The 24,744-nt window shown below is 64.9% G+C and carries 26 protein-coding genes and 1 tRNA gene; 16 read left to right on the top strand and 11 right to left on the bottom strand.

The window, feature by feature from the left end:
• Window positions 1–10: 10 nt before the first annotated feature.
• Window positions 11–1,216, bottom strand: coding sequence for an MFS transporter (locus AC0QSG_RS05065; protein WP_045247691.1), 1,206 nt, complete (start codon window positions 1,214–1,216; stop codon window positions 11–13).
• 41 nt (window positions 1,217–1,257) lie between these two features.
• Between AC0QSG_RS05065 and AC0QSG_RS05060 the strand changes: the two genes are divergently transcribed.
• Window positions 1,258–1,917: a CGNR zinc finger domain-containing protein gene (locus AC0QSG_RS05060; RefSeq protein ID WP_084603852.1), complete on the top strand. Its 660-nt coding sequence runs from the start codon at window positions 1,258–1,260 to the stop codon at window positions 1,915–1,917.
• Window positions 1,914–2,453, top strand: coding sequence for a MaoC/PaaZ C-terminal domain-containing protein (locus AC0QSG_RS05055; RefSeq protein ID WP_048809056.1), 540 nt, complete (start codon window positions 1,914–1,916; stop codon window positions 2,451–2,453). The genes AC0QSG_RS05060 and AC0QSG_RS05055 overlap by 4 nt, the downstream gene beginning before the upstream one ends.
• 24 nt (window positions 2,454–2,477) lie before the next feature.
• Here the strand turns inward: AC0QSG_RS05055 and AC0QSG_RS05050 are convergent, their stop codons facing one another.
• Both AC0QSG_RS05050 and AC0QSG_RS05045 read right to left on the bottom strand, forming a co-directional pair.
• Window positions 2,478–3,338, bottom strand: coding sequence for an EamA family transporter (locus tag AC0QSG_RS05050; RefSeq protein ID WP_045247693.1), 861 nt, complete (start codon window positions 3,336–3,338; stop codon window positions 2,478–2,480).
• Window positions 3,338–4,222: a MurR/RpiR family transcriptional regulator gene (locus AC0QSG_RS05045; RefSeq protein ID WP_045247694.1), complete on the bottom strand. Its 885-nt coding sequence runs from the start codon at window positions 4,220–4,222 to the stop codon at window positions 3,338–3,340. Before AC0QSG_RS05045 ends, AC0QSG_RS05050 begins: the two co-directional genes overlap by 1 nt.
• A 104-nt stretch (window positions 4,223–4,326) precedes the next feature.
• Between AC0QSG_RS05045 and AC0QSG_RS05040 the strand changes: the two genes are divergently transcribed.
• Window positions 4,327–5,166, top strand: a complete 840-nt coding sequence (locus AC0QSG_RS05040) for an oxidoreductase (RefSeq protein ID WP_048809058.1) — start codon at window positions 4,327–4,329, stop codon at window positions 5,164–5,166.
• 22 nt (window positions 5,167–5,188) lie between these two features.
• Here AC0QSG_RS05040 and AC0QSG_RS05035 read toward each other — a convergent pair whose 3' ends face one another.
• Window positions 5,189–5,929: an SDR family oxidoreductase gene (locus AC0QSG_RS05035; RefSeq protein ID WP_045247696.1), complete on the bottom strand. Its 741-nt coding sequence runs from the start codon at window positions 5,927–5,929 to the stop codon at window positions 5,189–5,191.
• Window positions 5,930–6,078: 149 nt separating this feature from the next.
• Between AC0QSG_RS05035 and AC0QSG_RS05030 the strand changes: the two genes are divergently transcribed.
• The gene (locus AC0QSG_RS05030; RefSeq protein ID WP_475376852.1) at window positions 6,079–6,918 is read left to right on the top strand and encodes a helix-turn-helix transcriptional regulator; all 840 of its coding nucleotides are present in this window, start codon (window positions 6,079–6,081) and stop codon (window positions 6,916–6,918) included.
• A gap of 117 nt (window positions 6,919–7,035) precedes the next feature.
• Here the strand turns inward: AC0QSG_RS05030 and AC0QSG_RS05025 are convergent, their stop codons facing one another.
• Window positions 7,036–8,211: a DNA cytosine methyltransferase gene (locus tag AC0QSG_RS05025; RefSeq protein WP_245610973.1), complete on the bottom strand. Its 1,176-nt coding sequence runs from the start codon at window positions 8,209–8,211 to the stop codon at window positions 7,036–7,038.
• A gap of 229 nt (window positions 8,212–8,440) precedes the next feature.
• Here AC0QSG_RS05025 and mobF point away from each other — a divergent pair, with 229 nt between their 5' ends.
• On the top strand, window positions 8,441–11,983 hold the full coding sequence (gene mobF / locus AC0QSG_RS05020; protein ID WP_045247720.1) for a MobF family relaxase: 3,543 nt from the start codon (window positions 8,441–8,443) through the stop codon (window positions 11,981–11,983).
• Between the two features lie 154 nt (window positions 11,984–12,137).
• Complete coding sequence (locus tag AC0QSG_RS05015) at window positions 12,138–12,506, top strand: hypothetical protein (protein ID WP_045247699.1); 369 nt, start codon at window positions 12,138–12,140, stop codon at window positions 12,504–12,506.
• A gap of 109 nt (window positions 12,507–12,615) precedes the next feature.
• Here the strand turns inward: AC0QSG_RS05015 and AC0QSG_RS05010 are convergent, their stop codons facing one another.
• Entirely contained in the window at window positions 12,616–13,176 is a 561-nt protein-coding gene (locus tag AC0QSG_RS05010) for a PIN domain-containing protein (protein WP_045247700.1), read from the bottom strand.
• Window positions 13,176–13,616, bottom strand: coding sequence for a helix-turn-helix domain-containing protein (locus AC0QSG_RS05005; RefSeq protein ID WP_045247701.1), 441 nt, complete (start codon window positions 13,614–13,616; stop codon window positions 13,176–13,178). The genes AC0QSG_RS05010 and AC0QSG_RS05005 overlap by 1 nt, the downstream gene beginning before the upstream one ends.
• Before the next feature lie 219 nt (window positions 13,617–13,835).
• Between AC0QSG_RS05005 and AC0QSG_RS05000 the strand changes: the two genes are divergently transcribed.
• Genes AC0QSG_RS05000 through AC0QSG_RS04985 form a run of 4 tightly spaced genes read left to right on the top strand, consistent with a single transcriptional unit; the run spans window position 13,836 to window position 16,653 of the window.
• Window positions 13,836–14,636 carry a hypothetical protein gene (locus tag AC0QSG_RS05000; RefSeq protein ID WP_045247702.1) on the top strand — a complete coding sequence of 267 codons (801 nt, stop codon included), beginning with the start codon at window positions 13,836–13,838 and terminating at the stop codon, window positions 14,634–14,636.
• Window positions 14,633–15,874 (top strand): helix-turn-helix domain-containing protein, encoded by a 1,242-nt coding sequence (locus AC0QSG_RS04995; protein WP_048809061.1) that lies wholly within the window; start codon window positions 14,633–14,635, stop codon window positions 15,872–15,874. Before AC0QSG_RS05000 ends, AC0QSG_RS04995 begins: the two co-directional genes overlap by 4 nt.
• On the top strand, window positions 15,867–16,106 hold the full coding sequence (locus AC0QSG_RS04990) for a DUF2188 domain-containing protein (protein ID WP_045247703.1): 240 nt from the start codon (window positions 15,867–15,869) through the stop codon (window positions 16,104–16,106). Before AC0QSG_RS04995 ends, AC0QSG_RS04990 begins: the two co-directional genes overlap by 8 nt.
• 13 nt (window positions 16,107–16,119) lie before the next feature.
• Complete coding sequence (locus AC0QSG_RS04985) at window positions 16,120–16,653, top strand: hypothetical protein (protein ID WP_475376851.1); 534 nt, start codon at window positions 16,120–16,122, stop codon at window positions 16,651–16,653.
• On the opposite strand, the gene AC0QSG_RS04980 is transcribed toward AC0QSG_RS04985, so the two are convergent.
• The 4 genes from AC0QSG_RS04980 to AC0QSG_RS04965 form a co-directional block, all read right to left on the bottom strand.
• Window positions 16,650–16,982 (bottom strand): hypothetical protein, encoded by a 333-nt coding sequence (locus AC0QSG_RS04980; protein ID WP_475376850.1) that lies wholly within the window; start codon window positions 16,980–16,982, stop codon window positions 16,650–16,652. The two genes, AC0QSG_RS04985 and AC0QSG_RS04980, sit on opposite strands and share 4 nt — an antisense overlap.
• A gap of 474 nt (window positions 16,983–17,456) precedes the next feature.
• On the bottom strand, window positions 17,457–18,371 hold the full coding sequence (locus AC0QSG_RS04975; RefSeq protein ID WP_475376849.1) for an alpha/beta fold hydrolase: 915 nt from the start codon (window positions 18,369–18,371) through the stop codon (window positions 17,457–17,459).
• A 16-nt stretch (window positions 18,372–18,387) separates the two neighbouring features.
• The gene (locus tag AC0QSG_RS04970) at window positions 18,388–19,110 is read right to left on the bottom strand and encodes an alpha/beta fold hydrolase (protein ID WP_251448496.1); all 723 of its coding nucleotides are present in this window, start codon (window positions 19,108–19,110) and stop codon (window positions 18,388–18,390) included.
• Window positions 19,111–19,217: 107 nt separating this feature from the next.
• Window positions 19,218–20,668 (bottom strand): IS3 family transposase gene (locus tag AC0QSG_RS04965; RefSeq protein WP_223309011.1). Its coding sequence is split into 2 segments (ribosomal slippage): window positions 19,218–20,293 and window positions 20,293–20,668, totalling 1,452 coding nucleotides; the frame shifts between segments, so codons are not numbered across the junction.
• 122 nt (window positions 20,669–20,790) lie between these two features.
• Between AC0QSG_RS04965 and AC0QSG_RS04960 the strand changes: the two genes are divergently transcribed.
• The 6 genes from AC0QSG_RS04960 to AC0QSG_RS04935 all read left to right on the top strand — a co-directional run bounded on the left by AC0QSG_RS04960 (window position 20,791) and on the right by AC0QSG_RS04935 (window position 24,699).
• Window positions 20,791–21,132, top strand: a complete 342-nt coding sequence (locus AC0QSG_RS04960; RefSeq protein ID WP_045247706.1) for an ArsR family transcriptional regulator — start codon at window positions 20,791–20,793, stop codon at window positions 21,130–21,132.
• Window positions 21,133–21,594: 462 nt separating this feature from the next.
• Window positions 21,595–22,452, top strand: a complete 858-nt coding sequence (locus AC0QSG_RS04955) for a reverse transcriptase family protein (RefSeq protein WP_245610974.1) — start codon at window positions 21,595–21,597, stop codon at window positions 22,450–22,452.
• Window positions 22,453–22,587: 135 nt separating this feature from the next.
• Window positions 22,588–22,658: transfer RNA gene (locus tag AC0QSG_RS04950), tRNA-OTHER, on the top strand.
• Between the two features lie 300 nt (window positions 22,659–22,958).
• Window positions 22,959–23,435 (top strand): FHA domain-containing protein, encoded by a 477-nt coding sequence (locus AC0QSG_RS04945; RefSeq protein ID WP_475376848.1) that lies wholly within the window; start codon window positions 22,959–22,961, stop codon window positions 23,433–23,435.
• A 77-nt stretch (window positions 23,436–23,512) separates the two neighbouring features.
• A complete protein-coding gene (ftsR, locus tag AC0QSG_RS04940) occupies window positions 23,513–24,196 on the top strand; it encodes a transcriptional regulator FtsR (protein ID WP_435728497.1) in 684 nt (227 codons plus the stop codon).
• Window positions 24,197–24,216: 20 nt separating this feature from the next.
• Entirely contained in the window at window positions 24,217–24,699 is a 483-nt protein-coding gene (locus AC0QSG_RS04935; RefSeq protein ID WP_435728461.1) for a bifunctional nuclease family protein, read from the top strand.
• Window positions 24,700–24,744: the final 45 nt, after the last annotated feature.

Raw genomic sequence — 24,744 nt, 5'->3', positions numbered from 1 at the left:
GTGGTCGCCACTATGCATGGGACTCTCTGGATCTGATCGCGATGCCGATCGTGGTTACCGTGGCCACGATGGCACCGAGGACCGCGGAGAGAGTTTGGGCGTTCGGCGTCACTGCGACGAGTGCAAAGACGAGTGGCTGGGCGAAGCCGATATAGGAGAGCGAGTAGAACGCGGCGTTGAGCCGTGCGCGATCTTTCGGGTGACCGATCTCCTCCATGCGACGAAGACCTGCGACGAGCACTAAGCCGTATGCGGCGCCGAGGGCGATAGCGCTGGGGAGCATCAGGACGGTGAGCCGAGCCGCGAAGGTTCCTGCGGCCAGGAGCATCCCTAGAGCGGCGATTCCCATTCCTAGAGGGAAGGCTCGTCCGGCCCTCCCACGCTCGATGCGTTGCGCCAAAGGCTGGATGAGTGCTCCGGTGCCCATGGTGAGTCCCGTGATGATCCCCGCTGTGGCGGCCTCGAATCCTTGGACATGGATGACCGACGGGATCACGGCGAAGCTCATCGTCGCAGCGCTAAAGACCCACGGTGCCGTGAGCGGAATGGTCCAGAGGAAGGGCCGTGTCGTGATCGCGCTCCAGAAACTCGCTCGGCGTCTCGATACGAGTTCTGTGGCGGAGACCTCAGCCTGCTCGACGAGTTCTTCGTTGTCGAGGGAAGTATCTGGGGCCCGCCACAGCAGCGCAGCCGCGATGGCCGAGATGAGCAGATGGAGGGCGTAGGGCAGGACTTCCGGCAGGGGTGCCCATTGCGCGACGAGTCCTGCTGCGAGCGGGCCGCCACCAAATCCGACGGAGAGCGCGACCGCCACCCGCTTCGGAGCAGCGGAGCGGTCATCCGCAGACAGGTCGGTTACCCATGCCGTGCCTGGACCGAGAACCGCGCCAGCGGCCGCACCGGAGAAGAACCTGCCCAGAAGGAGAAGCCAGGCCTCCTGCGAGCCGAGGCACAGCACGATAGAGGCGACAGCGGACAGGATGACCGCAACCCGGACCGGCCACCGTCGGTCAACTCGGTCCGCGATCTCGGCGGCGACGAAGAGCACCGGGATGAGACCCACGATGTAGGTAGCGAACGCGAGGGCGATGAACGAGTCCGGCAGGCCGGCGGTCTCCCGGTACACCGGTAGCAGAGCAGCGAACTGGTTCGCTCCCCACCCCACGACGGTGATACCGGTCGCGACGCGTGCCCAACCAGGCAATCGAGTTCCCATGTACTCTCCTAAGTAACCGTTCTATCGGTTACTATAGTTGCATGGCTACCGACCTTCGAACCAGCACGGCACTGCGGAAGCTTCGTTTCGACGGTGGTTCCCTCGTTCTCAATCTCACCGCAACCGTCGGGCGGCGGGGCGCTGGCGAAGAGCATCGCGTCGAGCGCCTCGACGGCGAGGGGGCCCTGGAACAGTGGCTCGTCGGTGTAGGTATCGAGGTCGATGCGAGCGTGGATCGGGGAGCGCTGCTGACGGAGTTGCGTGAGCTTCGCGAGGATGCCTGGGAAGTGCTGTCTGGGGTCGTACACGAGCGACCCGTGTCATCGTTCGCCGTGCAGCGGATAGAGCGGTGGGCCAGCGCCGATGTTCCCCCGCCCCGCTTGGCGAACACATTGCATGGACCGCAAGCTCGGATGGTGGCACTCAGCCAAAGCGCGATGTGCGCCCGCGCGGCTCGGGACCTGCTGGACATCCTCGCAAGCCCTGACGTGCGTCATCGACTCCGGGAGTGCGCGAGCGAGGAATGCCGCATGATCTACGTGCTCCCGTCCGGTTCGAGAGAGCGTCGCTGGTGCTCAATGAGCCAGTGCGGTAACCGAGCGAAAGCCGCCGCGCACCGCGCACGTTCGCGCCAACCGAGAGAGCACACCGCCGACGTTGACGTGACGGACGATCGCTCGATCAAGGAATTGGGAAGATGACTTCACCCGGCTTGCATGTTGCGAATCCGGACGGCTTCTGGCTTGACGACCTCGCAGTCGGAATGCGGTTCCATTCGCCAGTTGTGCTCCTGCGCGAGGAAGACATCATTGCCTTCGCCGAACAGTTTGACCCGCAGACATTCCATCTCTCTGTCACGGCGGCCCGAGACAGCTTCTTCGCAGGACTCGCTGCGAGCGGATGGCATACTGCTGCGTTGTCGATGAAACTGCTCGCGCAGGCTTTGCCCTTGGCTACAGGAATCATCGGCAAAGGCGTGGAGATCGAGTGGCCAAGCCCGACACGACCGAATGACGAACTCGGGGTTGTTGCCCGAATCGACACGATCACGCCGTCGAAGAGCCGGCCCGGTCGCGGATCGATCACCGTGGGCTACCAAACTCTGAACCAGAACGGCGACATCCGGCAGCGCGCGCGAATCACGCTCATAGGCTGGAGACGCGACGTTGGAGCTCAGGCCGCAGCACCGGGTGCTGAGAGCGGCGAAAAGGCGATCAAACGCGGAGAAAGTCGCTGAGTCGTACCTGGTCTGGCATTGCGACTACAGGCTGATGCCGGCAATGCCGGCAAGTACGATCACGGCGCCGATCAGACGCCGGGCGAGGTGTCCTTCGCCGAAGAGACGCCAGGCGAGGAGCGCGCCGATCACGATGGATGCCTCCCGCAGTGGCGCGACGAGTGCCACGGGTGAGGTTTGCATTGCGGTCAGCACAAGGATGTACGCGAGCGGGGACAGCACGGCGACCGCGGCGATAGGCGCGCGATTGACGCGGAGGGTGTTCGCGAACGCTGTGCGGCGTCTGATGATGGCTGGGGCCAGGAATGCGACCTGGACGACGAGCGTGCCGGCGTAGTAGCTGACGGGTGCGAGCCCGATGGAGCCGATCGCGAACGCGTCCCACAGCGTGTAGGCGGCGATCGTGGCTCCGGTGGTAGTACCCCATGCGATGCCGCGGAGGGGGCGGTTGCCCGTTCTCTGGAAGGGGTTGCCCGTGACGACGAGGATGCCTGCGAGGATGACGAGCGCTCCGATGATCGCCAGTGCCGTGGGGCGTTCTCCGAGCAGGAAGATAGCGATCACGATGGTGAGCAGCGGTCCGACGCCGCGAGCGATCGGGTAGACGACTCCGAGGTCGGCTCGGTCGTAGCCCGCCTGCAGGGTGAGCGAGTACGTCAGGTGCAGGGCGGCGGACACGGCCGCAGCGGCGACCAGGGTCCAGGTGATCGGTTGCGAACCGGTGGCGGCGGCACCGATCGCGAGAGGGAGACACAGGATCGCGGAAGCGGTCGTGTAGGCGCCCACGAACAGCAGCGTGTCGCCCTTCTTGTACTTCGATACGAGGTTCCAGCCAGCGTGGGCGACTGCGGCGATGAGGACGATCGCAACGGTGACTGGTGGCATCAGGTGATGTCGGGCAGGTCGATCCCGGCCCGCTCGGCGCGCGAGACACGGTCGGGATCGCGCAGTGCCAGTGCTGCCGCGAGAGCGTCGACGACGACAAGCTGCGCCAGACGGCTCCCGGCAGCAGCCATCTGCGTCGTCAGCGGCGCGCCGCCCACGACGAGTGCGACGGCGGAGACATCGGTGAGTGGTGTGCCGTACTGGTTGGTGATGGCGATGACGGTCGCGTCGGCGGTCGCGGCGGCGTCGGCGATCGCGACGGTCATGTCGGTGCGACCGGTCGAGCTGACGGCGACGACGACGTCGCCGGGGTCGAGCAGGCGTGCCGCGATCATCGCGGACTCGTGATCGACGACGCCCGATGTCCGCACGCCCAGCGACCGCAGCCGGAACACGACATCGGCCGCGACCGTCGCCGATGGGCCCGCACCATAGGCGAGGAGCTGCCCCGCGCCACAAATCGCGGAGACCGCTTGGTCGAGAGCGTCCGGGTCGATCGCGCCGCTGAGGGCGGTGAGCGCGTCGATCCCTGTGCGCGCTGTCGTGTCGATGATCGTGCGTGTCGAATCGGTGCTCGTGAGCGTGTGTGGCGGGGCGAAGAACTCCGCTGTTCCGCGAGCGCGGGCGATCTCCAGCTTCAGTTCGGCGAAGCCTGAGAAACCGATTGCGCGGGCGGCACGGACCACGCTCGGCGCCGAGACCCCTGCTCGCTCGGCGACTTGCGCCGTCGTGCTCCTTCCCACGAACAACGGGTCCTCCAGCACGAGGTCGACAACCTTTGCCTCGCTTGCCACCAGCCCCGCACTCCGCGCCTGAACCGTTCCGAGCCAGCGGCGCAGCGGATCCTCGGCGGCAGAAACGGAGTTACTTGATGATCTTGCCATAGGTAATAGCGTAACATTGGGGCATGGTGACAGAGCAGCAACCGAGTTCTTTCAGGGAGCGCAAGCGCGTTGGAGTCGTGGGCCCGGGAGCCATAGGGACGACGGTGTCCGCACTGCTCCATGAGGCAGGCAACACACCGACGCTCTACGGTCGCACGCCGCGAACAGAGCTCACCCTGATCGACGGCGACCGCCGGATCGTCGTTCCCGGCCCCGTGCGCACCGATCCTGCTGCGCAGCCTGAGAAGGCGGATGTGCTCTTCTTGGCGGTCAAGGCCACCCAGACCGCGGCGGCAGCCCCCTGGCTGCGTGCTTTGTGCGCCCCCGGGACCGTGGTCTGCGTGTTGCAGAACGGCGTCGAGCAGATCGCTGCCGTTCGACCCCATGTTCCTGAGGGAGTAGAGGTCGTCCCCGCGGTCGTCTGGTTCCCGGCGCAGTCGCAGGAAGACGGCACCATCCTCCTGCGGGGCGAGCCCTGGCTGACGCTTCCCGCATCACCGGAGGCGGAGCGCATCGCGGATGTCCTGCGCGACACGCGCTGCCAGGTCGAACTCGCGGGCGACTTCACCGCTCTCGCCTGGCGCAAGCTTCTCCAGAATGCCGCTGCCGGGCTGATGGCGCTCACCGGTCGGCGTGCCGGCGTGTTCACCCGCCCTGACTTCGCGGATCTCACTCTCGACTATCTGAAAGAGTGCCTGGCCGTTTCGCATGCGGAAGGAGTAACCCTGAGCGATGACGTGCCCGCTGCCATCCTGGCCCGCTTCCAGGCCTTCCCGGCTGATATGAGCACGTCGATCCTCACCGACCGAGAAGCCGGCCGGCCGCTCGAATGGGGTATCCGCAACGGCGTCATCTCGCGTCTCGCGCGCAGACACGACATCCACACGCCGATCAGCGACGCCATCACTGCGCTCCTCGCCGCCACAAGCGACGGCCCCGGATGACCCGGGACGCTGCTGCTCCGGCTCAGCGTCCGGAGAGATTACTGAGCGACTGGGACCGAGCGGCGAGGAGCTCCTCGTAGGTGTCGTCGTGCTCAGCCCAGCGGAGGGGCTTGGCGCGCTCGACGACGATCTCCTTCGGAGTCGGGTTCTGGGTGAGCAGCCCGATGATCTCGTCGAGGAAGTCGCCCATAGGCAGAGCATTCGGGTTGAGCTTCTCCTGGCCGGCGTTAGCGACGGCCGGCGGGATCAGCTCGGTCACAGCGATACCAGTTCCAGCGAGGTGCGCGCGTAGCGATTCGGTGTACGAGTGCACGGCCGCCTTCGAGGCGCCGTACGTCGCCATGAGCGGGAACGGCAGGAAGCCGATGCCCGAGGAAACGGTGATGATGTCACCGGCGCCACGGCCGAGCAGGTGCGGGGTGAACGCATCGATCACGCGGATCGTGCCGAGCAGGTTCACCGAGATCGTGGTCTCGGCCTGGGCGATGTGGTCCGGGTCGCGCAGGTCCTCAGTGAGCATGACCCCCGACATCGTCACGACGACGTCGAGCTCGGGGTGCTTCGCCAGCACCTCATCGCGCGCCTGAGCGACCGACGCCGCATCGGTGACGTCGATGCGCACCGTCTCGACGCCGTCGACCTGCTCGATGTTGCGCCCGCCGACAACGACCGTGCTGCCCGCGTCAACGAATCGCTGGGCGAGGGCACGTCCGATTCCCGTGGTACCTCCGACGATCAGGACGGTACGTCCGCTGATATCCATGTGCTTCCTCACTTGTCCGTCTCCGACTATGGGCCGGATGGTCTCCCCGGCTCGATCGCCGGCATGCATCCATGCTCGGCCGATGGTCGAAGCCGAGGAAGGACCCCGCTGATCCGCGTCCTGACAGGGCACCTTTCGATCGGTGGGGAATGGCTACCGTTGATCGCATGGACGGCAACAACGACAACCGGCTCGGGGAGTACCTGAGCGCACGCCGTGCGCTGGTCACTCCCGAGCAGGCGGGCATCCCTGCTGGATCGGGGCGCAGAGTCCCCGGTCTTCGGCGTGAGGAGGTTGCGCTCCTCGCCGGTATTAGCGCTGACTACTACTTCAGGCTCGAACGTGGCCGCGACAAGAACCCCTCGCGCCAGGTACTGGAATCGCTCGCCCGGGTGCTGCGCCTCGACGAGATCGAAGCCGACCACCTGATGAGCCTCGGCGGCCCGCGCCCCCGTGTCCGCCGCGCGAAAGCCTCCGGGCGCGCTGAGCGGGTGCCTGCCCGGCTGCGCGACATGCTCGCAGCGCTGAACATGCCCGCGTTCATCGAGAACCGCTACTTCGACGTCCTCGCTGCCAATCCGTTCGCGATCGCCTTCAACCCCCGCCTGGAGCCAGGGAACAACCGACTGCGCTCGTTGATGCTGGACCCCGCCGAGCGCGACTTCCACGAGGACTGGGAGACGGCCGTCGACGATTTCATCGCTGCTTTCCGTCGTTCTCTCGGCGACGAGACCGATGACCCGCGCGCCATCGAACTCGTCGGCGAGCTCTCGCTCGCCAGCGCACGTTTCCGCACACTGTGGGCTCGGCATGATATCCGGCAGCTCGCGGGTGGCACCGCGGTTGTCAATCATCCGAGTCTCGGCGCGCTGCGCCTCCACCGCGAGAAGATGCCGATCGACGACCTTGTCCTTGTCGTCTACTACCCGGCTGAGCACAGCGCAGACGCCGAGAAACTTGACCTGCTCGCATCCCTCACCGCTGAGTAGGAGCGCGGGCCTTGGGAACCGACAGTGCTCAGTTCAGGCAGATCTCTCTCCTGTAATGGCTGGTATCTCGCGGGTCGCACGCGGTCGGATCCCGCCTGTATCGCGCCGTCCAATCGCTCAGTTCGCCGACGTCCCCGAATGGCAGTGCACGCTCGGCTGCCCCTCACAGCGAAGCAGGGTTTGAAGAGCTATCGACGCCTGTCGCGGTGCTACGCCGTTGCCAAGCGCAGCAAGCTGCTGTGCACTGGTCAGGCCGAGGTGCGGAGCGGTGACCCATCCATCGGGTAGCCCCATAAGCCATTCCACGAAATCGGGTGCAGGACGCCAGACGCCAGCTTGGTTCAGAATCGCCGGGGATGGCGCTGGCCGTCCGATGATGCGTTCCCATCGGGAAATGGCGGGGGCGTAACGTCCCCAGCGTCGAAGAACTCCTCGATCAGCGCGAACGTTGTGTCCGATATCGGGTGCCGACCACGCCGGGTCATCAGGTCGATCACCTGATGGCTGAGAGCGATCGTCCCGCGGCGCGCTTTCACCTGATCTAGCGTCTCCCCACCCCTGGCCGAGTCCGAGGCCAGAGGGGTTCGGAACAGCGCGTCGCGCGAGGACGAAGATGCGAAACCGTGGATGCGGCGCGCCGACGAGGGAAGCGGGTATGCCGAGCCACCGCGCGTCATACCGGAGGTCGGCCAGGTCTCCGAGTACGGCACCAAGCGCCCGTAGAGGTCGGGCTGGCTGGTCTCCCAGACCCCACGGGTCGGGTTCGAGGTCGCGAAGGGCTGCGGTGGCATCGGTGCCGGTTGCGTCGTTGGGGTTGCGTGCATCGGGGGATGCTCCTTGCTGGGTGGGGCGGATCGCTTTGGTAGAGAGCAGGCCGCGGACATTCTCGATCACGACGAACTGTGGTTGCAGGATCTCGATCGCTGTCGCCATCTGCGCCCACAAGCCGGAGCGAGTGCCAGGTGCGAGGCCAGCACGCTTGCCTACCGTGCTCACGTCCTGACAAGGAAAACCTCCGCAGAGAATGTCCACCGATGGCACGTCATGCCAGTTGATCGATGTGATGTCGCCGAGGTTGGGGGCGTCTGTCCAGTGGTGGGCGAAGACGCGGGCGACGGGTTCATTGATCTCGGAAAACCAGACCGTCTCAGCACCAAAGACGTGTTCGACCGCGAGATCGAGACCCCCGTACCCGGAGAACAGCGAACCGACACGCATCAGCCGGTCCGGGTTGGTCGCCTGCTCCTCGTGCAGCGTGGCTCCGCCTGGTCGATGACCTTGGCCGGGCTCCACGTCGGAGTTCTGTCGCCGTTCAGGTCACCTGCCAGGTGCGCTCACGCCGCCGCCTCCGCTGGCGCGGATCACCTCCCGAGAGCCACGATTCGGACTCCTGCTTCCGACCCTCGTTTTGAGCTGCCACACGTCTTTCAGAAGAGGCGCGCCGCCCCGCGAGCGCCGCGATCGCTGGCGGTCATCGGACGCTCACCTCTTGTCCAGAAGGAGGTGCCGGGTGACGGTCTCGATGCGTGTCATGTCCGCCGGCGACGGTTACAAATACCTCCTGCGATCCGTCGCTGCCGGTGATGGCGATCGTTCCCTCTCGACGCCGTTGACGCGGTATTACGCTGAGGCCGGGAACCCGCCCGGTCACTGGCTCGGCGCCGGACTCTCGACGCTTGGGAACGGGGAGCTCACCGACGGTGCCCAGGTGAGTGAGGCGCAGCTTCAGCTTCTGATCGGGATGGGCCACGACCCCATCACGAAGGCTCCGTTGGGGCGGGCGTATCAGCAGTTCGCGTCGGTCACCGAGCGCATCGAAGCCCGAACCAACGCCTTGCCTACTGATCTGGGGCCGTCCACACGGGCGGAGCAGATCGTCCAGATCGAAGCCGAAGAGGCCGAGCGTGGCACGCGGCGTGCGGTGGCGGGGTTTGATTACACGTTCAGCGTGCCGAAGTCCGTCTCAACGCTCTGGGCTGTCGCCGATGCGGGCACGCAGGCGCTGATCGCAGACGCTCATCACGCGGCGGTTGCGGAGTTGGTTGCGTTTATGGAGCGTGAGGTTGCATCGACCAGGGTGGGCGCAACCGGACCCGACGGAGCGGTTGCACACGTCGATGTCGCAGGCGTCGCCGCCGCAGCGTTTGATCACTACGACTCGCGGGCTGGTGATCCGCAGTTGCATACCCATGTCGTGGTGAGCAACAAGGTCTTCACTGTGCAGGACGGGAAGTGGCGGACGCTGGCAGGGCGGCCGATGCATCAGGCGGTGGTGGCGATCTCGGAGATGTACAACGCGGTCCTCGCCGACCAGCTCACCCGCGTCCTCGGCCTGACCTGGGAAGCCCGAGACCGCGGACGCGACCGGAGCCCCGGGTGGGAGATCACAGGAGTTCCGCAAGAGCTGATGGACGAGTTCTCCACCCGAACCCGACACATTGAGGCGGAGAAGGAACGCCTCATCGCCGAGTACGTCGCCCAGCACGGCAAGCAACCCACCGCCAGGACCGTCCTGAAGCTCCGAGCCCAAGCAACTCTTGCCACTCGCCCCGAGAAAGAGATCCACTCTCTGGCCGAGCTCACCGCCGATTGGCGTGACCGCGCGGGGCGGGTCCTCGGACAGGATGCAACCGCCTGGGCTCGTGCTCTCACCGCGAATCCGCCCGTGCTGGTGCTGCGTGCCGACGATGTACCGCTCGATCTGATCGGCGAGATCGGGCAGGCGGTGATGGAGACGGTCGGTGAGAAGCGTTCGACGTGGCAGCGGTGGAATCTGCACGCGGAGGCGTCTCGGCAGTTGATGGGGTGGCGGTTCGCCTCGATGCAGGATCGGGAGGCGATCACCGGCATGGTCGCCGACGCCGCTGAACAAGCTTCTCTGCGGTTGTCGCCGCTGGATCTGGCGTCGAGTCCGGTGCTGTTTCGGCGGGCGGATGGGTCGAGCAGGTTTAGGCCAGCGCACGCCAACGTTTACTCATCAAAAACTATCCTCGAAGCAGAAGACCGCCTCTTGGAACGCTCCCGCGCCACCACTGCACCGACTGTGGCGTTGGAGACGGTGGAGAAGATCACCAACCGGCCTGATCGGCAGGGGAGGATGCTCAGCGATGACCAGGCCGCGGCGCTCACCGCTGTCGCCGTCTCCGGCCGCCAGATTGACGTTCTCGTCGGCGCTGCTGGGGCGGGGAAGACCACCGCCATGTCCGCGCTACGGCAAGCATGGGAGGCCGAACACGGCAGGGGTTCTGTCGTCGGCCTCGCACCCTCCGCTGTCGCTGCTGCGGTGCTGGCCGAAGACCTCGGGATCACAACGGAGAACACGGCGAAGTGGTGGAGCAACCACACCCTCCACGGCACCACCTTCACCGCCGGGCAGCTCGTCATCGTGGACGAAGCCTCACTCGCCGGAACGATCTCCCTCGATCGCATCACGCACGCCGCGGATCAGGCGGGGGCGAAGGTGCTGCTGGTCGGCGATTACGCGCAGCTCCAATCCGTTGATGCCGGTGGCGCGTTCAGCCTCCTGGTCTCTGATCGTGACGATGCGCCCGAGTTGGTCGATATTCACCGGTTCACGAACGAGTGGGAGAAGACCGCCTCGCTGTCCTTGCGTCACGGCCGCACCGAGATCATCGACACCTACCTCACCCACCAGCGCATCCACGACGGAGACACCGACACCTCGACCGATGCCGCCTATGCCGCGTGGCGTGCCGACACCCAGGCAGGCCGTGCGTCGATCCTGATCGCAGAGACGAACGAGAATGTCACTGCCCTGAACAACCGGGCTCGCGCCGACCTCATCATCGACGGCACCATCACCCCGATAAAGGAGATCGAGCTGCACGACGGCAGCACTGCCTCAGCCGGAGACACGATCATCACCCGCCGCAATGACCGGCGCCTGCGGAACCGGCACACTTGGGTTCGCAACGGCGACCGGTGGCAGATCACCAACGTCCGTGACGACGGCTCCATCACCATCCGACCCCACGGTAAGCGGTTCGGCGGAGCGATCATCCTGCCCGCCGCCTACGTCTCAGAATTCGTTGATCTTGGTTACGCTGTCACCGCTCATAGGGCGCAAGGCGTCACCACCGACACCGCCCACACCGTGGTGACGGTGACGACGACGCGGGAGAACTTCTACGTCGCCATGACCCGCGGACGCCACGCCAACCACGCCTACGTCGTCACCGACCAGCCCGACCACGACCATCACCACCCGCACCCCAGCGACAACACCGACGCCACCGCGAGGTCCGTGCTCTACGGAGTCCTGCAACACGTCGGAGCCGAACCCTCCGCCCACGAAGCCATCACCGCCGAGCAGGAGCGGTGGGGGTCGATCGCGCAGCTCGCAGCCGAGTACGAAACCATCGCCCAAGCAGCACAACACGACCGCTGGGCGAGGCTCATGCGCACATCCGGCCTCAGCGACGAGCAGGTCGACGACATCGTGAACTCCGACGCTTACGGTGCGCTCTCCGCTGAACTTCGCCGCGCCGAAGCCAACCACCACGACGTTGACGCTCTGCTTCCGCGCCTCGTCAACGCCAGGCCGCTCGGCGACGCCGATGACCTCGCATCCGTCCTCCACCACCGGATCGAACGAGCCAGCGCGCGGCCTGCTGGGTCTGGCCGAGTCCGTAAGGCTCCACGGTTGATCGCCGGCCTCATCCCCGAAGCAAACGGTCAGATGGCTCCGGAGATGCGGCAGGCCCTCGACGAGCGACGCGATCTCATCGAGACCAGAGCAGATGCGATTCTCGACGCTGCCTTCCACGGCAGACAGCCGTGGGTGCGAGCGCTCGGGCCGATCCCGAAAGATCCACGCGCTGAGAGAGTGTGGAGGCAGCAGGCCAGAGTGGTTGCCGCCTACCGCGACCGATACGCCATCACCACTGCGACACCACTCGGCACAGTCTCTGCTGAGTCGGTGGCGCAGAGGATCGACCAGGCGCGTGCACAAGCTGCACTCGCGCAGGCACAATGCATCACAAAGCCGAAGCCGGAACGTGGGCGTCGGACGACCGAGCGCGAGAGCACAGGCCGCACGCTCTGATCGGCGGGGCCTTCCGGCTGTCCGGGGTCCGTCGTAGAGTGGAAGGCGAGGCGGCCTCTAAATATGCGCTGTCGCTCGTCGCGACAGTATGGCTCCACCTTCGCGGGTGAGTCCTTCAAGGTTCTTGTCGCCGAGACCACGACAGGACTCCGCCATGCTCCGACTCCTCTGGACCCTCAGCGTCCATACCCGCACCTACTTGCGCCGCTACATGCCAACCAGCCGGCTCCTCGACGCGATCCGCACCCGGCGCGGCCTCAAGTGGGGCATCCCTGCGATGCTCCTCGCCATCCCATACCTCCTCGCCGCAGCCGTGTGCCGCGAACTCATCGAAGACGGTGGCCCCGGATGGCTCCACCTCCTGGTCATCCTGTTCATCTGGAACGCGATGAAGCTGACCATCATTGGGCCGGTCAGCCTGATCCTCCTGATCCGTGCCCGCATCCAAGAGGCTGCCGCCCGACGGAGCGGGTCTCAGATCGATCGTGTGGAGACGCATGAATCCGTCGAGTTCCACTCGTGACCGTGCGCTCGCAGCCGTCAGCCCCCTGCTCGGAACCGAGGATTGTCTTCTTTGGGAGCGGTCAATACCTTCGCGTCGCGTGAAGGTATTGACGCTGGCGGGCCGGGATCTACCCGCGATCACCAAACGTTTCGCGCAAGAGATCAGCGGTGCCCGGCGCATCGATGGAGAGACTGTCAAGGACATCCCCGTAGTTGGTCTCGCCGCCCCACACCGCTGTGATAGCGGCGACGATCCTGCCGAGGGCGTCCGGGTGGTCCTGAAACAGACCGGTGAGGAAGCCGTCGGGATGCTGCGCTTCCACATCCCACGAGCTCAACCGGTCGGCGGGGAAGTCGCGGAGGTTGTGGGTGACGATCACTTGAGCGCCAGCGTGGATTGCAGCGGCCAGGACATGCCGGTCGTCGGCATCGGGAAGATCGAGCTGGTCGATCAGGTGCTCGTAGCCGGTGACCGTTACGTCACGGATCGCCTCATTCATCAGGCGGCGAGTGCGATCCAGTCGCGTGGGGTCGAGGTCAGAGCGGTTCACGCGCAGGTTTCGGAACACCTCATCGAGAATCTGCTCCGTCCACTTCGGCCGCACCAGGCCTGCGAGCCCTGCCCGGATCAGTACATCCCGCAGGGTGGAGGGGTAGAGCACGTTGGCGTCGTAGACGACGACCTGCATCAGGCGAATCCGAGCTCGCGGGTCTCCGCGGTCAGCGCGTCAGCAGCAGACTGGCGGCGCTCGTCGTCTTCACGCAGGTAGCGGATCAGCGACGCCGCCTTGACACGACGGTGCGTACCTACCGTGCGGTACTCGATCTGTCCGTCGTCGAGCAGCCCAATCAGGAACGGTCGCGATACACGCAGCGCATCGGCAGCTTGCTGGGTCGTCAGCTCTGCCTGCGAGGGAAGAACGGTCACGCCCTCGCCGTGCGCAAAGCTGTCGAGTACCTGCGCCAGTGCGGCCAGCGCAGACCGGGGCACCTCCACATCGCCGACCTGCCCAGCCAGATGCAATCGCACCGGACCCTCAGCGCCGAGCACTGCGTCGAGCCCGCGCAGAGCAGATACCGCCAGCTCAGTGTCGGCCGGCTCAGGAACCAGCGTCGCGATGTCGCTCATCAGCCCATCCTCCTAATCGAAACAATCGAAGCAGTCGCAATAAGTGTACCCGAGGCGGCCTGGAAGAGGTGGCGTTCGGCCCGCCCACAGGGAAGACGAGCGGCTCGTCGCCCCAGGATGGTGTGGGGAGAAGGCAAAGGTGAACAGTTTTGGGCACTCGGCACGACACGCGGTTTGCTTTGATGCGTAATTTACTACCTCCGGGTGTACTCTCGTCATATGAGTGAACGAGATGACCTGGTAGGCGCGCTGGATCGTGCTGGTGTGCTGGCGGGCATCCGCTGGGCCTTCCTGTCGGCTGCGGACCGTGTGCTGGAAGACTATTCGGAGGCCGCGGGCCACGACGCGACGTGGGTCGGCGTGACTCGGTTCACTCTCTTCCGCGATCGCCTCGATCGCGTGTTTTCATGCCGCCGCTACGCCGTCGCGGAAGGAACGGACGGGCAGACGAGCCTCGACCTTCTCCACGCGGAACTGACCGAGCGCGACATCACGACCCTTCCCGCACTTGATCCTGAGCTCGTTGGGCGCGCTGATCTCAGCGGAAGTCCTGGTTGGTCGCACGAGGGAACTCGTTGGCTCCTCGCCTCGTCTGCGTTCGGCAAACTTGATGAGGTGCCGTGGCCGCAAAAGAGCACCACGAAGCAGCGCGTCGCGCAGCAGCCGACGGACGAACCTGACCCGCCGACGTTGTTCGACCACTTCACAAGCGACGAACAGGCTGGCCTGGCAACCCTGATGGCTGGCTCGAAGCTCGACCTGCACACCCTGGTCGTAGGGCACTCCCTGGATGCCGAGCGCGGCGGTCGCGAACTTGTTATCGGCCAGCCTCGCCTGAACTCCGGGGGTGGCTCCGCCTGGTACTGGAAGCACGACCTTCTGCAGACACCTCCGGCGGATGGTGGACGCCTGCGTCCGAGCGCGCCCATGCCTGTCAGTCCCGACACGACGCCTGACGCCCCGGTCAAGCTCCGCCGTCCGGCGGCTGAGCAGCCAAACCACGGACAGGTTGGTCAGTGAACAGAACCGACCGGACAGCGACCGCAGCAGCCTTCTTCGACGGTGCGCGCCTGACCATGGCGCGTCACCTGGCAGGGCTTCGCAAGAGCGATCTTGCGGCACTGATCAAGAAAAGCCCAACCGCAGTATCGGCATGGGAGACAGGCGCAAAAACGCCGACTCCCTCCACCGTCGCCCAGCTCGCTCTTGGACTCTCAGTCGATCCAGGGTTCTTCGCCGCACGCCCGAATGATGTCGCCAAGGCCAGCGCCCTCCCACACTTCCGGTCGCTGCGATCAACGAGCCAGCTCGCACGCGACCAAGCCTTCGCCTACGGACAGATCGCCCTCGACATCGCCGAATCCCTAGAGCGTCACGTCGAGCTACCAGACGTCGACCTGCCATCCATGCCTGTCGAACTGGATGACCTTGAAGGCGACGGTCCCGAGCGGGCCGCGCAGGAGCTACGCGATGCATGGGCGCTCGGTACAGGACCAGCCGGGCACCTGGTGCGCGCCTTGGAGAACCACGGAGTCCTCGTTGTCTTCAGCCCGAACCAGACTGCCTCAGTAGACGCCTACTCCTTCGACAGCCACCTGCGTCCGGTAGTGATCCTCAACCCCGTGAAGCGCGACTACTACCGACAGCGTTTCGACGTCGCCCACGAGCTGGGCCACCTCATTATGCACAGCGACGCAGAACCCGGCGGACGAATCGTTGAGGAACAGGCTCACAGGTTCGCCTCAGAGCTGCTGATGCCAGAAGCCGAGATAGCCGACCTGTTACCAACGGCAATGAACCGGAGCGCTTGGGTCACCCTCGCCAAACTCAAAGAACAGTGGGGAGTGAGCATCCAGGCGCTCCTCTACCGGGCACGGCGCCTCGGACGACTCGGCGACGTCTCCTATCGCAATGCGATGGTCACCCTGTCCACGCGAGGCTGGCGACGCAACGAACCCGGCCTCATCACGGCTATCGAACAGCCATCCCTGCTGCCACGAGCGATCGAGCTACTTGAAAACGAAGGCATCGAAGAACTCAGCCTCATCGAGCAATGCCGTGTACCGGCAGAACTCTTCCGCCTCGTCACAGCACGCACCCCTCATGCCCCAGAACCGGATCAGGCTGATGCTGACCACTCGCTACCCGAGAGCAAGAAAGTTGTATCTCTGCTGCCGCGACTGAGCGCGCGCGCCGAGAACGAGAACGAGAACGATGCACAAGACTCCCAACTCACACAAGGAGAGACCCATGACTGAACCGAACAAGCGCGTCGTCCAGCGCCGAGACGACGGGAACTGGGAAGTACGCAAACCCGGCTCCGACCGAGCGAGCGCCGTCACCCCCACACAGGCTGAGGGCATCAATCGAGCTCGTGACATCCTCCGCAACGACGGCGGGGGCGAACTGCAGGTGCGCTCACTCAAGGGCACTATCCGCGAGCAGGACACGATCCCTCGTGGGAACGACCCACGCTCGTCCAAGGGCTGAGGGACTAAACAGGATGACGACGAACGATCCCCAGCGCTCAGTTGCGTTCTACAAGGGGAAGACCAACACGGTTGACTCGGAGTCATCCGAGACCATCGCAACTGTACGTCGCGATATTGCGGACGCGCTCAACTCAAAGAATCTTGCTTTCCTGCTTGGGTCAGGGTGTTCGTCGTTCCAGCAGGACGGCCGAGAGCTTGGCATTCCCACAATGGGACCAATGGCAAAGAAGTTCATGAACGCCACCACAGGCAAGCATCGAATCACAGCAACGGATCGGCAGCGGCTGAAATCGAGCCTGGGACTGAATCTCGATGACAAGGACTACGGGAACAATCTTGAGCGCCTCTTGGAAGTCTTGTTCGCGCAAGAAATTGCCCTTCGGGCGAGCACGCGGCCGGCGATGCAAAAGGTGCATGCCGTCGTTCAGCGAGTCATTCGCTCAGTGACTGCGTATGTTCGTTCCGCCTGCACGGACGGTGAGTTTTCTCGCGGTGATGAAACCGTCCCGGAATTTGTCAAGGCGAGTGAGGCCGGTGGGTGTTAGGCGGCGAGTTGGATCTCGTCGGTTGGTGGCTGGTTGATCCACGCGGCCGGGTCTCGGTCGAGGATCTTCGGTCGCGTCTGTCGCGTCGTGAACCGTTCGGGGTGGGCGCGGCGGGCGGCCTCGAGTGTGGCGTCGGCGTTCGACAGTTCGGTCGCACGAACCGATCGTTTGTTAACGGACGGCACTGTACGTCGATCGAAAGTCGCGCCGACACCCCCTGCGAATTCGCGTCGCGGGATAGTTTGCCAGGATCCGGCGATCAGCGTGGTGCGCATCAAGGAGGTGCGCAGCGGCCTCAGCACGAGGAGCCTGCCCGCGAGGCCGACCACCCCGCCCCTAGGAACGGTAGGAGTGCGACGTCGGGGCGAGCTGGGGGCCACCCCCCCGAGACCGAAAGTAGCACCGCAGCGACGATAAGCGCCACGCCAACCAGGGTGGTCGTCAGCTCCCCGACCAACGAACCGATCCATCCGCGTTCCTGGAGGTCTCGGAACATCCTTATGCTCAGCCCGAACGTTCCGTTCGAGCTGCGAACCGATCGTCTCGATGCGTCGTGGCAGACGCCTCAGCTGTCCACCGATGACCTGGAGTTGCACGCGGCCGTCGGCGAACATCTCCCTTGAGTCCATCGCCAGACGTATGAAATGAGGAGTTCGAGCAAGGGCCCGATCGACCAAGTCGTAGTCGGCAACGAGCTGGCACAGCGTTCCCTCGAGTGACACGAAGGAAACGACTGGCGTTCTCCTCCGCTGTTGGGGACGTCGGGTCGGCTGAAATAATGGCCGGGACGATACGGTGGCGAGTCAGAGCGCCGTGATCCACCGCGCGATCTCGTCAGCGATCTCGTCGCTATTGTCTTCGACCATCAGCATGTGGCCGTTCCCAGCGAGAAGAGGCAGTTCGGACGACCAGAAGGTGACGGCGGCGCCCTGATCGGTGAGCCAGGCCACGATGTCCTGATCCAGCTGCGAGGGGTGGTCGGTATCGGCTCCACCCGTGAAGACGAGAATCGGCTTGTTCGTGAACGCGTCGGTCGGCCCGATCCTCATTTGGCTCCCACCGATGTTCTGACGCTGATAAAGCATCCGGGCCGGGATCGGCCGAAGGGTGCGGCGGAACACCTCGATGCACTCGCGGGGGAACCGCCGGCTGGGTCCGATGGCCTTGTCGTTCACGAAGGCGCTTGTGGGTTCCCAGAAACCCATCTTCGGGATGGTCCAGTCGATGGCCGCTCCACGGATGGAGACCTCCTGGTCGGACTCCCTCACGATCTCGGGCACCGCCTGTACATTTCCAGGCGGGCCCGGAGCGACGGCTACGAGCCCGTCGATGAGATCGCCATGCGTCTCTAGGAGGCGGAAGCCAATCGGACCTGCCATCGAGTGCACGACCAGCACGACGTTCCGGCCGAGACCAGAGAGGAACACGCCCATCCCTCGGCACACGCTCTCATAGTCCAGCCGCGCAGACGCCGCACGATCATCGACGTGTTGGGCCGCCTCATAGGACAACCCCAGCCAGTCCACCACCAGCACACCGTAGCCAAGCGATACCAATCGTGCCGCCCAGCCCTGTCGGCCGTCGGGCGTCTCGAGATAGCACTCCTTCGAGACACCACCCCCGTGCACGAGGACGATCCACCGAGCAGGCGCACCCGACGGCGCCAGTTCGGTGTACGAGATCGGCGCGACGTCGTCTGGGCGTGAAATCGAATCCATAGCTTCCCCAGGCCTGTTAGGCAATGACGGCGTCGAGGGCCCGTGCGAGCCTCTCCGGATGCGTGAGCATCACCAAATGGCTTCCGTCGATCTCGATCGTGCGCGGACTATCAAGCCGCCCGGCCGCGGCCTGGTAGATCTCAGCGGGAACGGCCTGGTCCTGAGCGAGGAACACATAACTTGACGGGATGCTGCTCGCCCAGAACCGGTCGAGGCGGATCGGCTCATCGGACCAGCCTGCCGGCGATGGGACGAGCCTCGGCTCGAGCGCGGCGAGCTGCTGCTGCTCGAACGGGGACATGTCCTGCATCATCGCGGCCCAGAGCTCAGGCGGCATGACCATGGTGTTGTCGTCGGACTGACTCGCAAGCGCCTTCATCGCTGCGACCAACGGATCGGGGAACACGTCGTTAATGCTCTCGCCGTCGCGCAGCACCCAGGCGTCGACGAAGACGACCCGGCCGATGCGCTCGGGCATCGCCTCAGCGACGAGTTGGATGAGCGGACCTCCGCCGCTATGACCGACGAGCACGATGTCGAGCTGGGTGAGCTCTCTTACCTGATCGATCAGATCGCGCGCCATCATGCTCATCGTGACGCCGGAGCGGTCCACGTCACCGTCTTCGAGACCGCGCAGCGTCGGCGCGATCACCTCGTGCCCCATTCTGCGCAATTCGTCGGCGACGCCGTCCCACGCCCAGCCGCCTACCCATCCGCCGTGCACCAGTACGATCTGCATTGATCATCCTCTTCGCATATTTATCTGCTGAGCAGAACTTGTTCCTAACTAGAAGAAACAATAGCTTGCGCGGCGGAATTTGTCAAGGCGAGTGAGGCCGGTGGGTGTTAGGCGGCGAGTTGGATCTCGTCGGTTGGTGGCTGGTTGATCCACGCGGCCGGGTCTCGGTCGAGGATCTTCGGTCGCGTCTGTCGCGTCGTGAACCGTTCGGGGTGGGCGCGGCGGGCGGCCTCGAGTGTGGCGTCTCGGTCGCGGTCGATGGCGTCGGCGTGCCCGTAGTGCACGTCGGCGGGCGTGTGCATGCCGATGCCGGTGTGCCGGTGGTGGTGGTTGTAGGCGTGCACGAATTCGTCCAGGAACTGCCGTGCGTGGGCGAGGGAGACGAACCGGTCGGGGAAGACGGGCAGGTACTTCATCGTCTTGAACAGCGCTTCGGAGTAGGGGTTGTCATTGGACACGTGCGGTCGGGAGCGGGACGCGGTCACGCCGAGATCGGCGAGCAGTGTGCGGACGGTCTTCGACGTCATCGAGGGGCCGCCGTCGGAGTGCACGACCTCGGGGGTGCCGTGGATCCCGAACGCGTCGGTCATCATCTCCTTGGCGAGTAGGCCGTCCTCGCAGGCGTGCACGATGGCGCCGACGATGTAGCGGGAGAAGATGTCGATCATCACGTACGCGTCGTAGTACGTGCCTTTGACAGGGCCGGCGAGTTTCGTGATGTCCCAGGTATAGACCTGCCCGACGGCGGTCGCGATCAGCTCCGGCACCTTCCGCGGCGGATGGGTCGCGAGCCGGCGCCGCTCCCGTACCTGCGTGTGCTCGCGCAGCACCCGATACATGGTCGAGACCGAGCCCACGTATTCGCCGCGCTCGAGCAGGATGGGATAGATCTGCAACGGCGGCTTGTCGACGAACTCGTCACTGTTGAGCGTGGACAGCACCAGCGACCGCTCGACGCTCGAGAGCTTGTTCGCTGGGGCAGGACGAGCCGACGGCGGCTCGGGGTCCGGTCGGCGTGCGCGGGAGGCGGCGCGGGTCGCGGTCGCACGCGCCACGCCGGTCAGGGCTGCCGCCTGCCGGGTCGGCACGTCCGCGGCGGCCAGTTCGACGTAGGTGTTCATGAGCGCTTCCCGCGCCGCGGGTCGGTGTCCGCGCTCTCGGAGATCTGCCCCAAGAGCGCGTGCGCTTTTCCCATGATCTCCAACGCCGTCCGCGTCATCGACAACTCCACCTCGGCCTTCCGCAGTTGCGCCTTCAACCGGGCGTTCTCGGCCTGCGCGGCGCTGGGACGACCGACCGCTTCGCCGGGGTTCTTGCCCTCCAGCAGACCCGCGTCGCGCTGCTTGCGCCACTCCGAGATCAGCGACGAGTACAGGCCATGTCGGCGCAGGTATCCCGCGCCCTCACCCGTCTCGCACGCGACCTCGTACTCGGACAGGTACTGCAACTTCTGGCCCGGCGAGAACGAACGCCGACGCGTCGGCCCGTCCGGGATCGAGGGTGCGCTCACGACTCCATCATCGGCCGCGACGACCGCGACCGGGGAACTCAAACTCATCAGATTGGTGATCCTTCAACTCGCCCCACGAGGCGGACTTGCTATAAACCGGTGGACTCACTCAACCCTGACACGTAGGGCCCCCCGATCTGTTCACGGAGCTAGGAAGCTATGCGCCGGATGTGGTCCTCAAGGATGTTGCCACGCGCATCGGCCAGCCCAGGCTGTCGAGCAATCTGGGTGTGAAGTACATGAGGACTGCCACTGACGAGATGTTTCTCGTGTTGGCCTTGCTGCTCGATCGTTCTCGTTCTGCTTCCGAGCTTGCTCGGGAACTCGGCAAACCCGTCGCGACTGTCGACGTGCTCCTGCGCGCTCTGCGCTCGCTTGGACTGGTCGATGACCAGGGCAACGTCACCTCGACAGGCAAGAAGGAACTGACGACGGGCAAGCGGGCTCCTCGCCATGTCTCCGCGGGCATCGAGGGGTCAGACGCCCCGTACTATCCTGAGAGTATGAGATGAGGGGAAGAACTGGTCTGCTTAGTGATGCAGCCGGCACGTTGTGTCGGCTCGTGGAGTCGACTGGCTCCAGGACGCGGCTGACCGCGTTCACCGGACGAGCTCAGGCTACGCGTGGTGGGGCAAACGCCACCTACCTACGGAGCCTGGGGAGGCGTTCGCCCCACCCTTCGGGACCGGGGGTCAAAGTAAGTGGCTGACGCTTCCCCTCATCTCTACATCGCACAGGGCCTCGCGCAGGGACACGCTGCGGAGGTCGTCTCCCGTGCGAGCATTGTTCGCTCTCGATTGCTTGCAAATGGCGTCCCTCCAATCTTGAGCTTGCGACATCTAGCCCAACTGACCGGAGTTTCCTATGGGTATCTCCGTGAAATAGTCGGAAGAGTCAGGGACCCGTACCTTGATATCAACCGGCGGAAGCGAGATGGCGGAATCCGCGAGATATCGAGCCCCGAGCCCGTGCTCATGGACGTGCAGCGCTGGCTCCTCCACAACGTGTTCTCGTCGGTTCCGATGCACCCCGCCAGTTTCGCGTATCAGCGTGACCGTTCAATTGTTCAATGCGCTGAGCAACATGTGGGAGCGCGCTGGTTGGTGAAGCTTGACCTCCATGACTTTTTTGGAAGCATCCAAGAGAAGCGCATATTTGATCTTCTTCTGCGGCTGGGCTATTCGAAGCTCGTGAGCTTGGAGATCGCCCGCATTTGCACTCGACTTCGCGGCCCCCGGTACGAGGGGTATCAGAACTTCTGGGCGTACAACGCGATCCCGTCCTATGTGGTAGGCAGCCAAGGCGTGTTACCGCAGGGCGCGCCAACAAGCGGTGCCCTAGCGAATACTGTGGCGAGCAATCTTGACGCGAAGCTCCATGATCTGGCCGCGTCAAGAGGGTTGGGCTACACAAGGTACTCGGACGATCTCACCTTTTCAGCTGGCCCAGATTACGATCGAAAGCAAGCTACGGCTCTCATCGCCCAGGTCCGAAACATCGTACGGGACCAACATTTTGTACTGCACGAGAAGAAGACCCACGTGGTCCCGCCAGGTGCAAGGACTGTCGTTCTCGGCCTGCTGGTGGACTCACAGGGGGTCCGGCTTCTACCCGAGTACAAGCGCCGCCTTCAGGTTCACGTTCGCGGCGTGGGGAAGTTCGGCCTGGTAGAGCATGCTTCTCACCGTGGGTTTGAGTCGGTTCTGTCGTTCGTGAACCACGTCGACGGGTTGATTGCGTTCGCGGCAGGTGTGGAGCGTGAGTATGCACAGCACGCGCGGCGAGCTTGGAATGACGCCTTAGCCAGGAGCGGCTACCCACTGGAGGTCTGAACCGGAACCGGCTCCCCGGAAGGCCATGTATGCGGTGACATCGGCAAGTGGACCAATTAGGTGACCAACAGCCTGCAAACCCTGCAAAACGTGACGCCCAGAGCACGCTCCTGAAACACAAAACCCCAGGTCAGGTGGGCTATGAGCCCTACTCCTACCACCTGGGGGTCAGGAGGTCGTGGGTTCGAATCCCGCTAGCCCGACCAGCCGAAGGGGGCCCGGGGAATCGCCAGATTCCCCGGGCCCCCTCCTTCGTTTTTGCAGCCCTTCGGGGCCGGTACGGAATGTGCCTATACTTTGAAAAACATTGAAGGCTGAGGAACCGTCGCCTGTGGGGGCGCCTCGGAGCCCGCCACCGGGGACGGGCGTAATCAGCGGGCTGACAACCGACTATTCCGCCCCCTGGGTAGGCTAGGCTGGTTCGGAACATGGTTCGTCGCGTGCCCGTGGCGCATGCCGGGCCGTGAAACCGCAGTTTTTGAGCAGCACGTCAGGGAGGACAACGCATGTCAGGGGAAAACGGCTTGGGCGGCAAAAGGCCCGGCCGCGGGGAATCGGTCGCGGAGACCACGAATATCAGCATGCCTCCGCTCGCCGAGGGGCCGGTCGGGGACATCCCGCTGGCGCCCGAGGAGCGAACGGCCGTTGCCGCGCTGCCGGAAGGTTCGGCGCTCCTGATTGCCCACTCCGGACCCAACCGCGGTGCTCGTTTCCTGTTGGACTCGGCGAGCACGACGGCGGGGCGTCACCCCGAGGCGGACATCTTCCTCGACGATGTCACGGTCTCCCGCAAGCACGCCGAGTTCCGTCGCCTTGACGGCGGTTTCGAAGTCGTCGACGCCGGAAGCCTCAACGGCACCTACGTCAACCACGATCGCGTGGACTCGGTCCGTCTGCGGACCGGTTCCGAGGTCCAGATCGGAAAGTTCCGACTGACGTTCTACGCCGGAAGCCGCCCGACGACCGCCGCACGGCAAGCCTGACGGCCAAGCCAGTGGCCCCCACCGCAAACGCCCGGCGCGCAGCCGAAGCGGGCGGCGCGCCGGCGCGCTCCTCGGTATTGAACATCGGAGAGGTCCTGGCGGAACTTTCCGACGACTTTCCGCAGACGACCGCGTCCAAAATCCGGTTTCTGGAGGAGAAGGGGCTGATCACCCCTCAGCGCACGGCTGCCGGCTACCGGAAATATACCGCCGGGGACATCGACCGTCTGCGGTTCATCCTGGCGCTGCAACGGGACCAGTACCTGCCCCTGAAGGTCATCAAGGACTACCTTGATGCCGTCGACCGCGGGGACCGTCCCGAACAGCTTCCAGGTGGAATCACGCTTGCCCCGCGCAGCGTGACCGACCAACTGGCCGGCGAACTCGCCGGTCGCCGACGTCCGCTGACCCAGGCGGAACTTCAGGGGGCGACGGGGGCCTCCGCCGAGTTGATCGGGGAGCTCTTGGCCTACGGCATCATCGTCGAGGAGGACCAGCGCTTCGACGAACACGCAACACGCATCGCCACCGCGAGCGCCAAACTGGCTGCCCACGGGATTGAACCCCGGCACCTGCGCGCCTTCCGGGTGGCCGCGGACCGCGAGCTCGGACTCGTCGAACGCGCCGTGGCGCCGCTGACCAACCGCCGCGACGTCTCGTCGCGGGCACGCGCGGCAGAGACGGCTCGCGAAATCAGCGATGCCTGCCTGGCCTTGCACAGCGCCCTGGTCAGCGGAGCGATCGCCCGGCTGGACCACTAGCCACACGGAAGGGGAGAGGCATGCGGGAACTCGAAGTCGTGGGGGTTCGCATCGAACTGCCGTCCAACCAGCCGCTGGTCCTGCTCAAGGAGGCCGACGGGCCGCGGCACCTGCCGATCTGGATCGGCGCGCCCGAGGCTTCGGCCATCGCCATGGCCCAGCAGGGGATCGAGACGCCGCGGCCGATGACGCATGACCTCCTGGCCTCCGTCGTCGAGTCGCTGGGCCGCCGGCTCGTCGAAGCGAGGCTCGTCTCCGTCCAGGACACCGTGTTCTACGCGCGGTTGGTGTTCGACGGCGGCGTGGAGGTCGATTCGAGGGCCTCCGACGCCGTGGCGATGGCGCTGCGGGTCCACTGTCCGCTGACATGCGCCGAAGAGGTGCTCGTCGAGGCCGGTGTGATGGTCAGCGACGACGGGACTTCCAGCGAGGGAGAGGAGGCCGAACTTCGGGAGTTCCGCGAGTTCCTCGCCGACGTGGAACCCGAGGACTTCGAACCCTAGCGACACGCCCTCAAGTTAAGCTTGAAGGTCTTTGACCTTGGGCCC

This window comes from Arthrobacter sp. LT660, assembly GCF_056172845.1.
Note: the sequence above shows the minus strand (reverse complement) of the source record. Positions and strands in the feature narration are given on the sequence as shown.

What these genes read in the sequence shown, in the direction of transcription:
- AC0QSG_RS05065 (WP_045247691.1), bottom strand. Translation starts at nt 1,216, where the DNA reads ATGGGAACTCGATTGCCTGGTTGGGCACGCGTCGCGACCGGTATCACC.
- AC0QSG_RS05060 (WP_084603852.1), top strand. Translation starts at nt 1,258, where the DNA reads ATGGCTACCGACCTTCGAACCAGCACGGCACTGCGGAAGCTTCGTTTC.
- AC0QSG_RS05055 (WP_048809056.1), top strand. Translation starts at nt 1,914, where the DNA reads ATGACTTCACCCGGCTTGCATGTTGCGAATCCGGACGGCTTCTGGCTT.
- AC0QSG_RS05050 (WP_045247693.1), bottom strand. Translation starts at nt 3,338, where the DNA reads ATGCCACCAGTCACCGTTGCGATCGTCCTCATCGCCGCAGTCGCCCAC.
- AC0QSG_RS05045 (WP_045247694.1), bottom strand. Translation starts at nt 4,222, where the DNA reads ATGGCAAGATCATCAAGTAACTCCGTTTCTGCCGCCGAGGATCCGCTG.
- AC0QSG_RS05035 (WP_045247696.1), bottom strand. Translation starts at nt 5,929, where the DNA reads ATGGATATCAGCGGACGTACCGTCCTGATCGTCGGAGGTACCACGGGA.
- AC0QSG_RS05030 (WP_475376852.1), top strand. Translation starts at nt 6,079, where the DNA reads ATGGCTACCGTTGATCGCATGGACGGCAACAACGACAACCGGCTCGGG.
- mobF (WP_045247720.1), top strand. Translation starts at nt 8,441, where the DNA reads ATGCGTGTCATGTCCGCCGGCGACGGTTACAAATACCTCCTGCGATCC.
- AC0QSG_RS05015 (WP_045247699.1), top strand. Translation starts at nt 12,138, where the DNA reads ATGCTCCGACTCCTCTGGACCCTCAGCGTCCATACCCGCACCTACTTG.
- AC0QSG_RS05010 (WP_045247700.1), bottom strand. Translation starts at nt 13,176, where the DNA reads ATGCAGGTCGTCGTCTACGACGCCAACGTGCTCTACCCCTCCACCCTG.
- AC0QSG_RS05005 (WP_045247701.1), bottom strand. Translation starts at nt 13,616, where the DNA reads ATGAGCGACATCGCGACGCTGGTTCCTGAGCCGGCCGACACTGAGCTG.
- AC0QSG_RS05000 (WP_045247702.1), top strand. Translation starts at nt 13,836, where the DNA reads ATGAGTGAACGAGATGACCTGGTAGGCGCGCTGGATCGTGCTGGTGTG.
- AC0QSG_RS04990 (WP_045247703.1), top strand. Translation starts at nt 15,867, where the DNA reads ATGACTGAACCGAACAAGCGCGTCGTCCAGCGCCGAGACGACGGGAAC.
- AC0QSG_RS04985 (WP_475376851.1), top strand. Translation starts at nt 16,120, where the DNA reads ATGACGACGAACGATCCCCAGCGCTCAGTTGCGTTCTACAAGGGGAAG.
- AC0QSG_RS04975 (WP_475376849.1), bottom strand. Translation starts at nt 18,371, where the DNA reads ATGGATTCGATTTCACGCCCAGACGACGTCGCGCCGATCTCGTACACC.
- AC0QSG_RS04970 (WP_251448496.1), bottom strand. Translation starts at nt 19,110, where the DNA reads ATGCAGATCGTACTGGTGCACGGCGGATGGGTAGGCGGCTGGGCGTGG.
- AC0QSG_RS04955 (WP_245610974.1), top strand. Translation starts at nt 21,595, where the DNA reads ATGGACGTGCAGCGCTGGCTCCTCCACAACGTGTTCTCGTCGGTTCCG.
- AC0QSG_RS04945 (WP_475376848.1), top strand. Translation starts at nt 22,959, where the DNA reads ATGTCAGGGGAAAACGGCTTGGGCGGCAAAAGGCCCGGCCGCGGGGAA.
- AC0QSG_RS04935 (WP_435728461.1), top strand. Translation starts at nt 24,217, where the DNA reads ATGCGGGAACTCGAAGTCGTGGGGGTTCGCATCGAACTGCCGTCCAAC.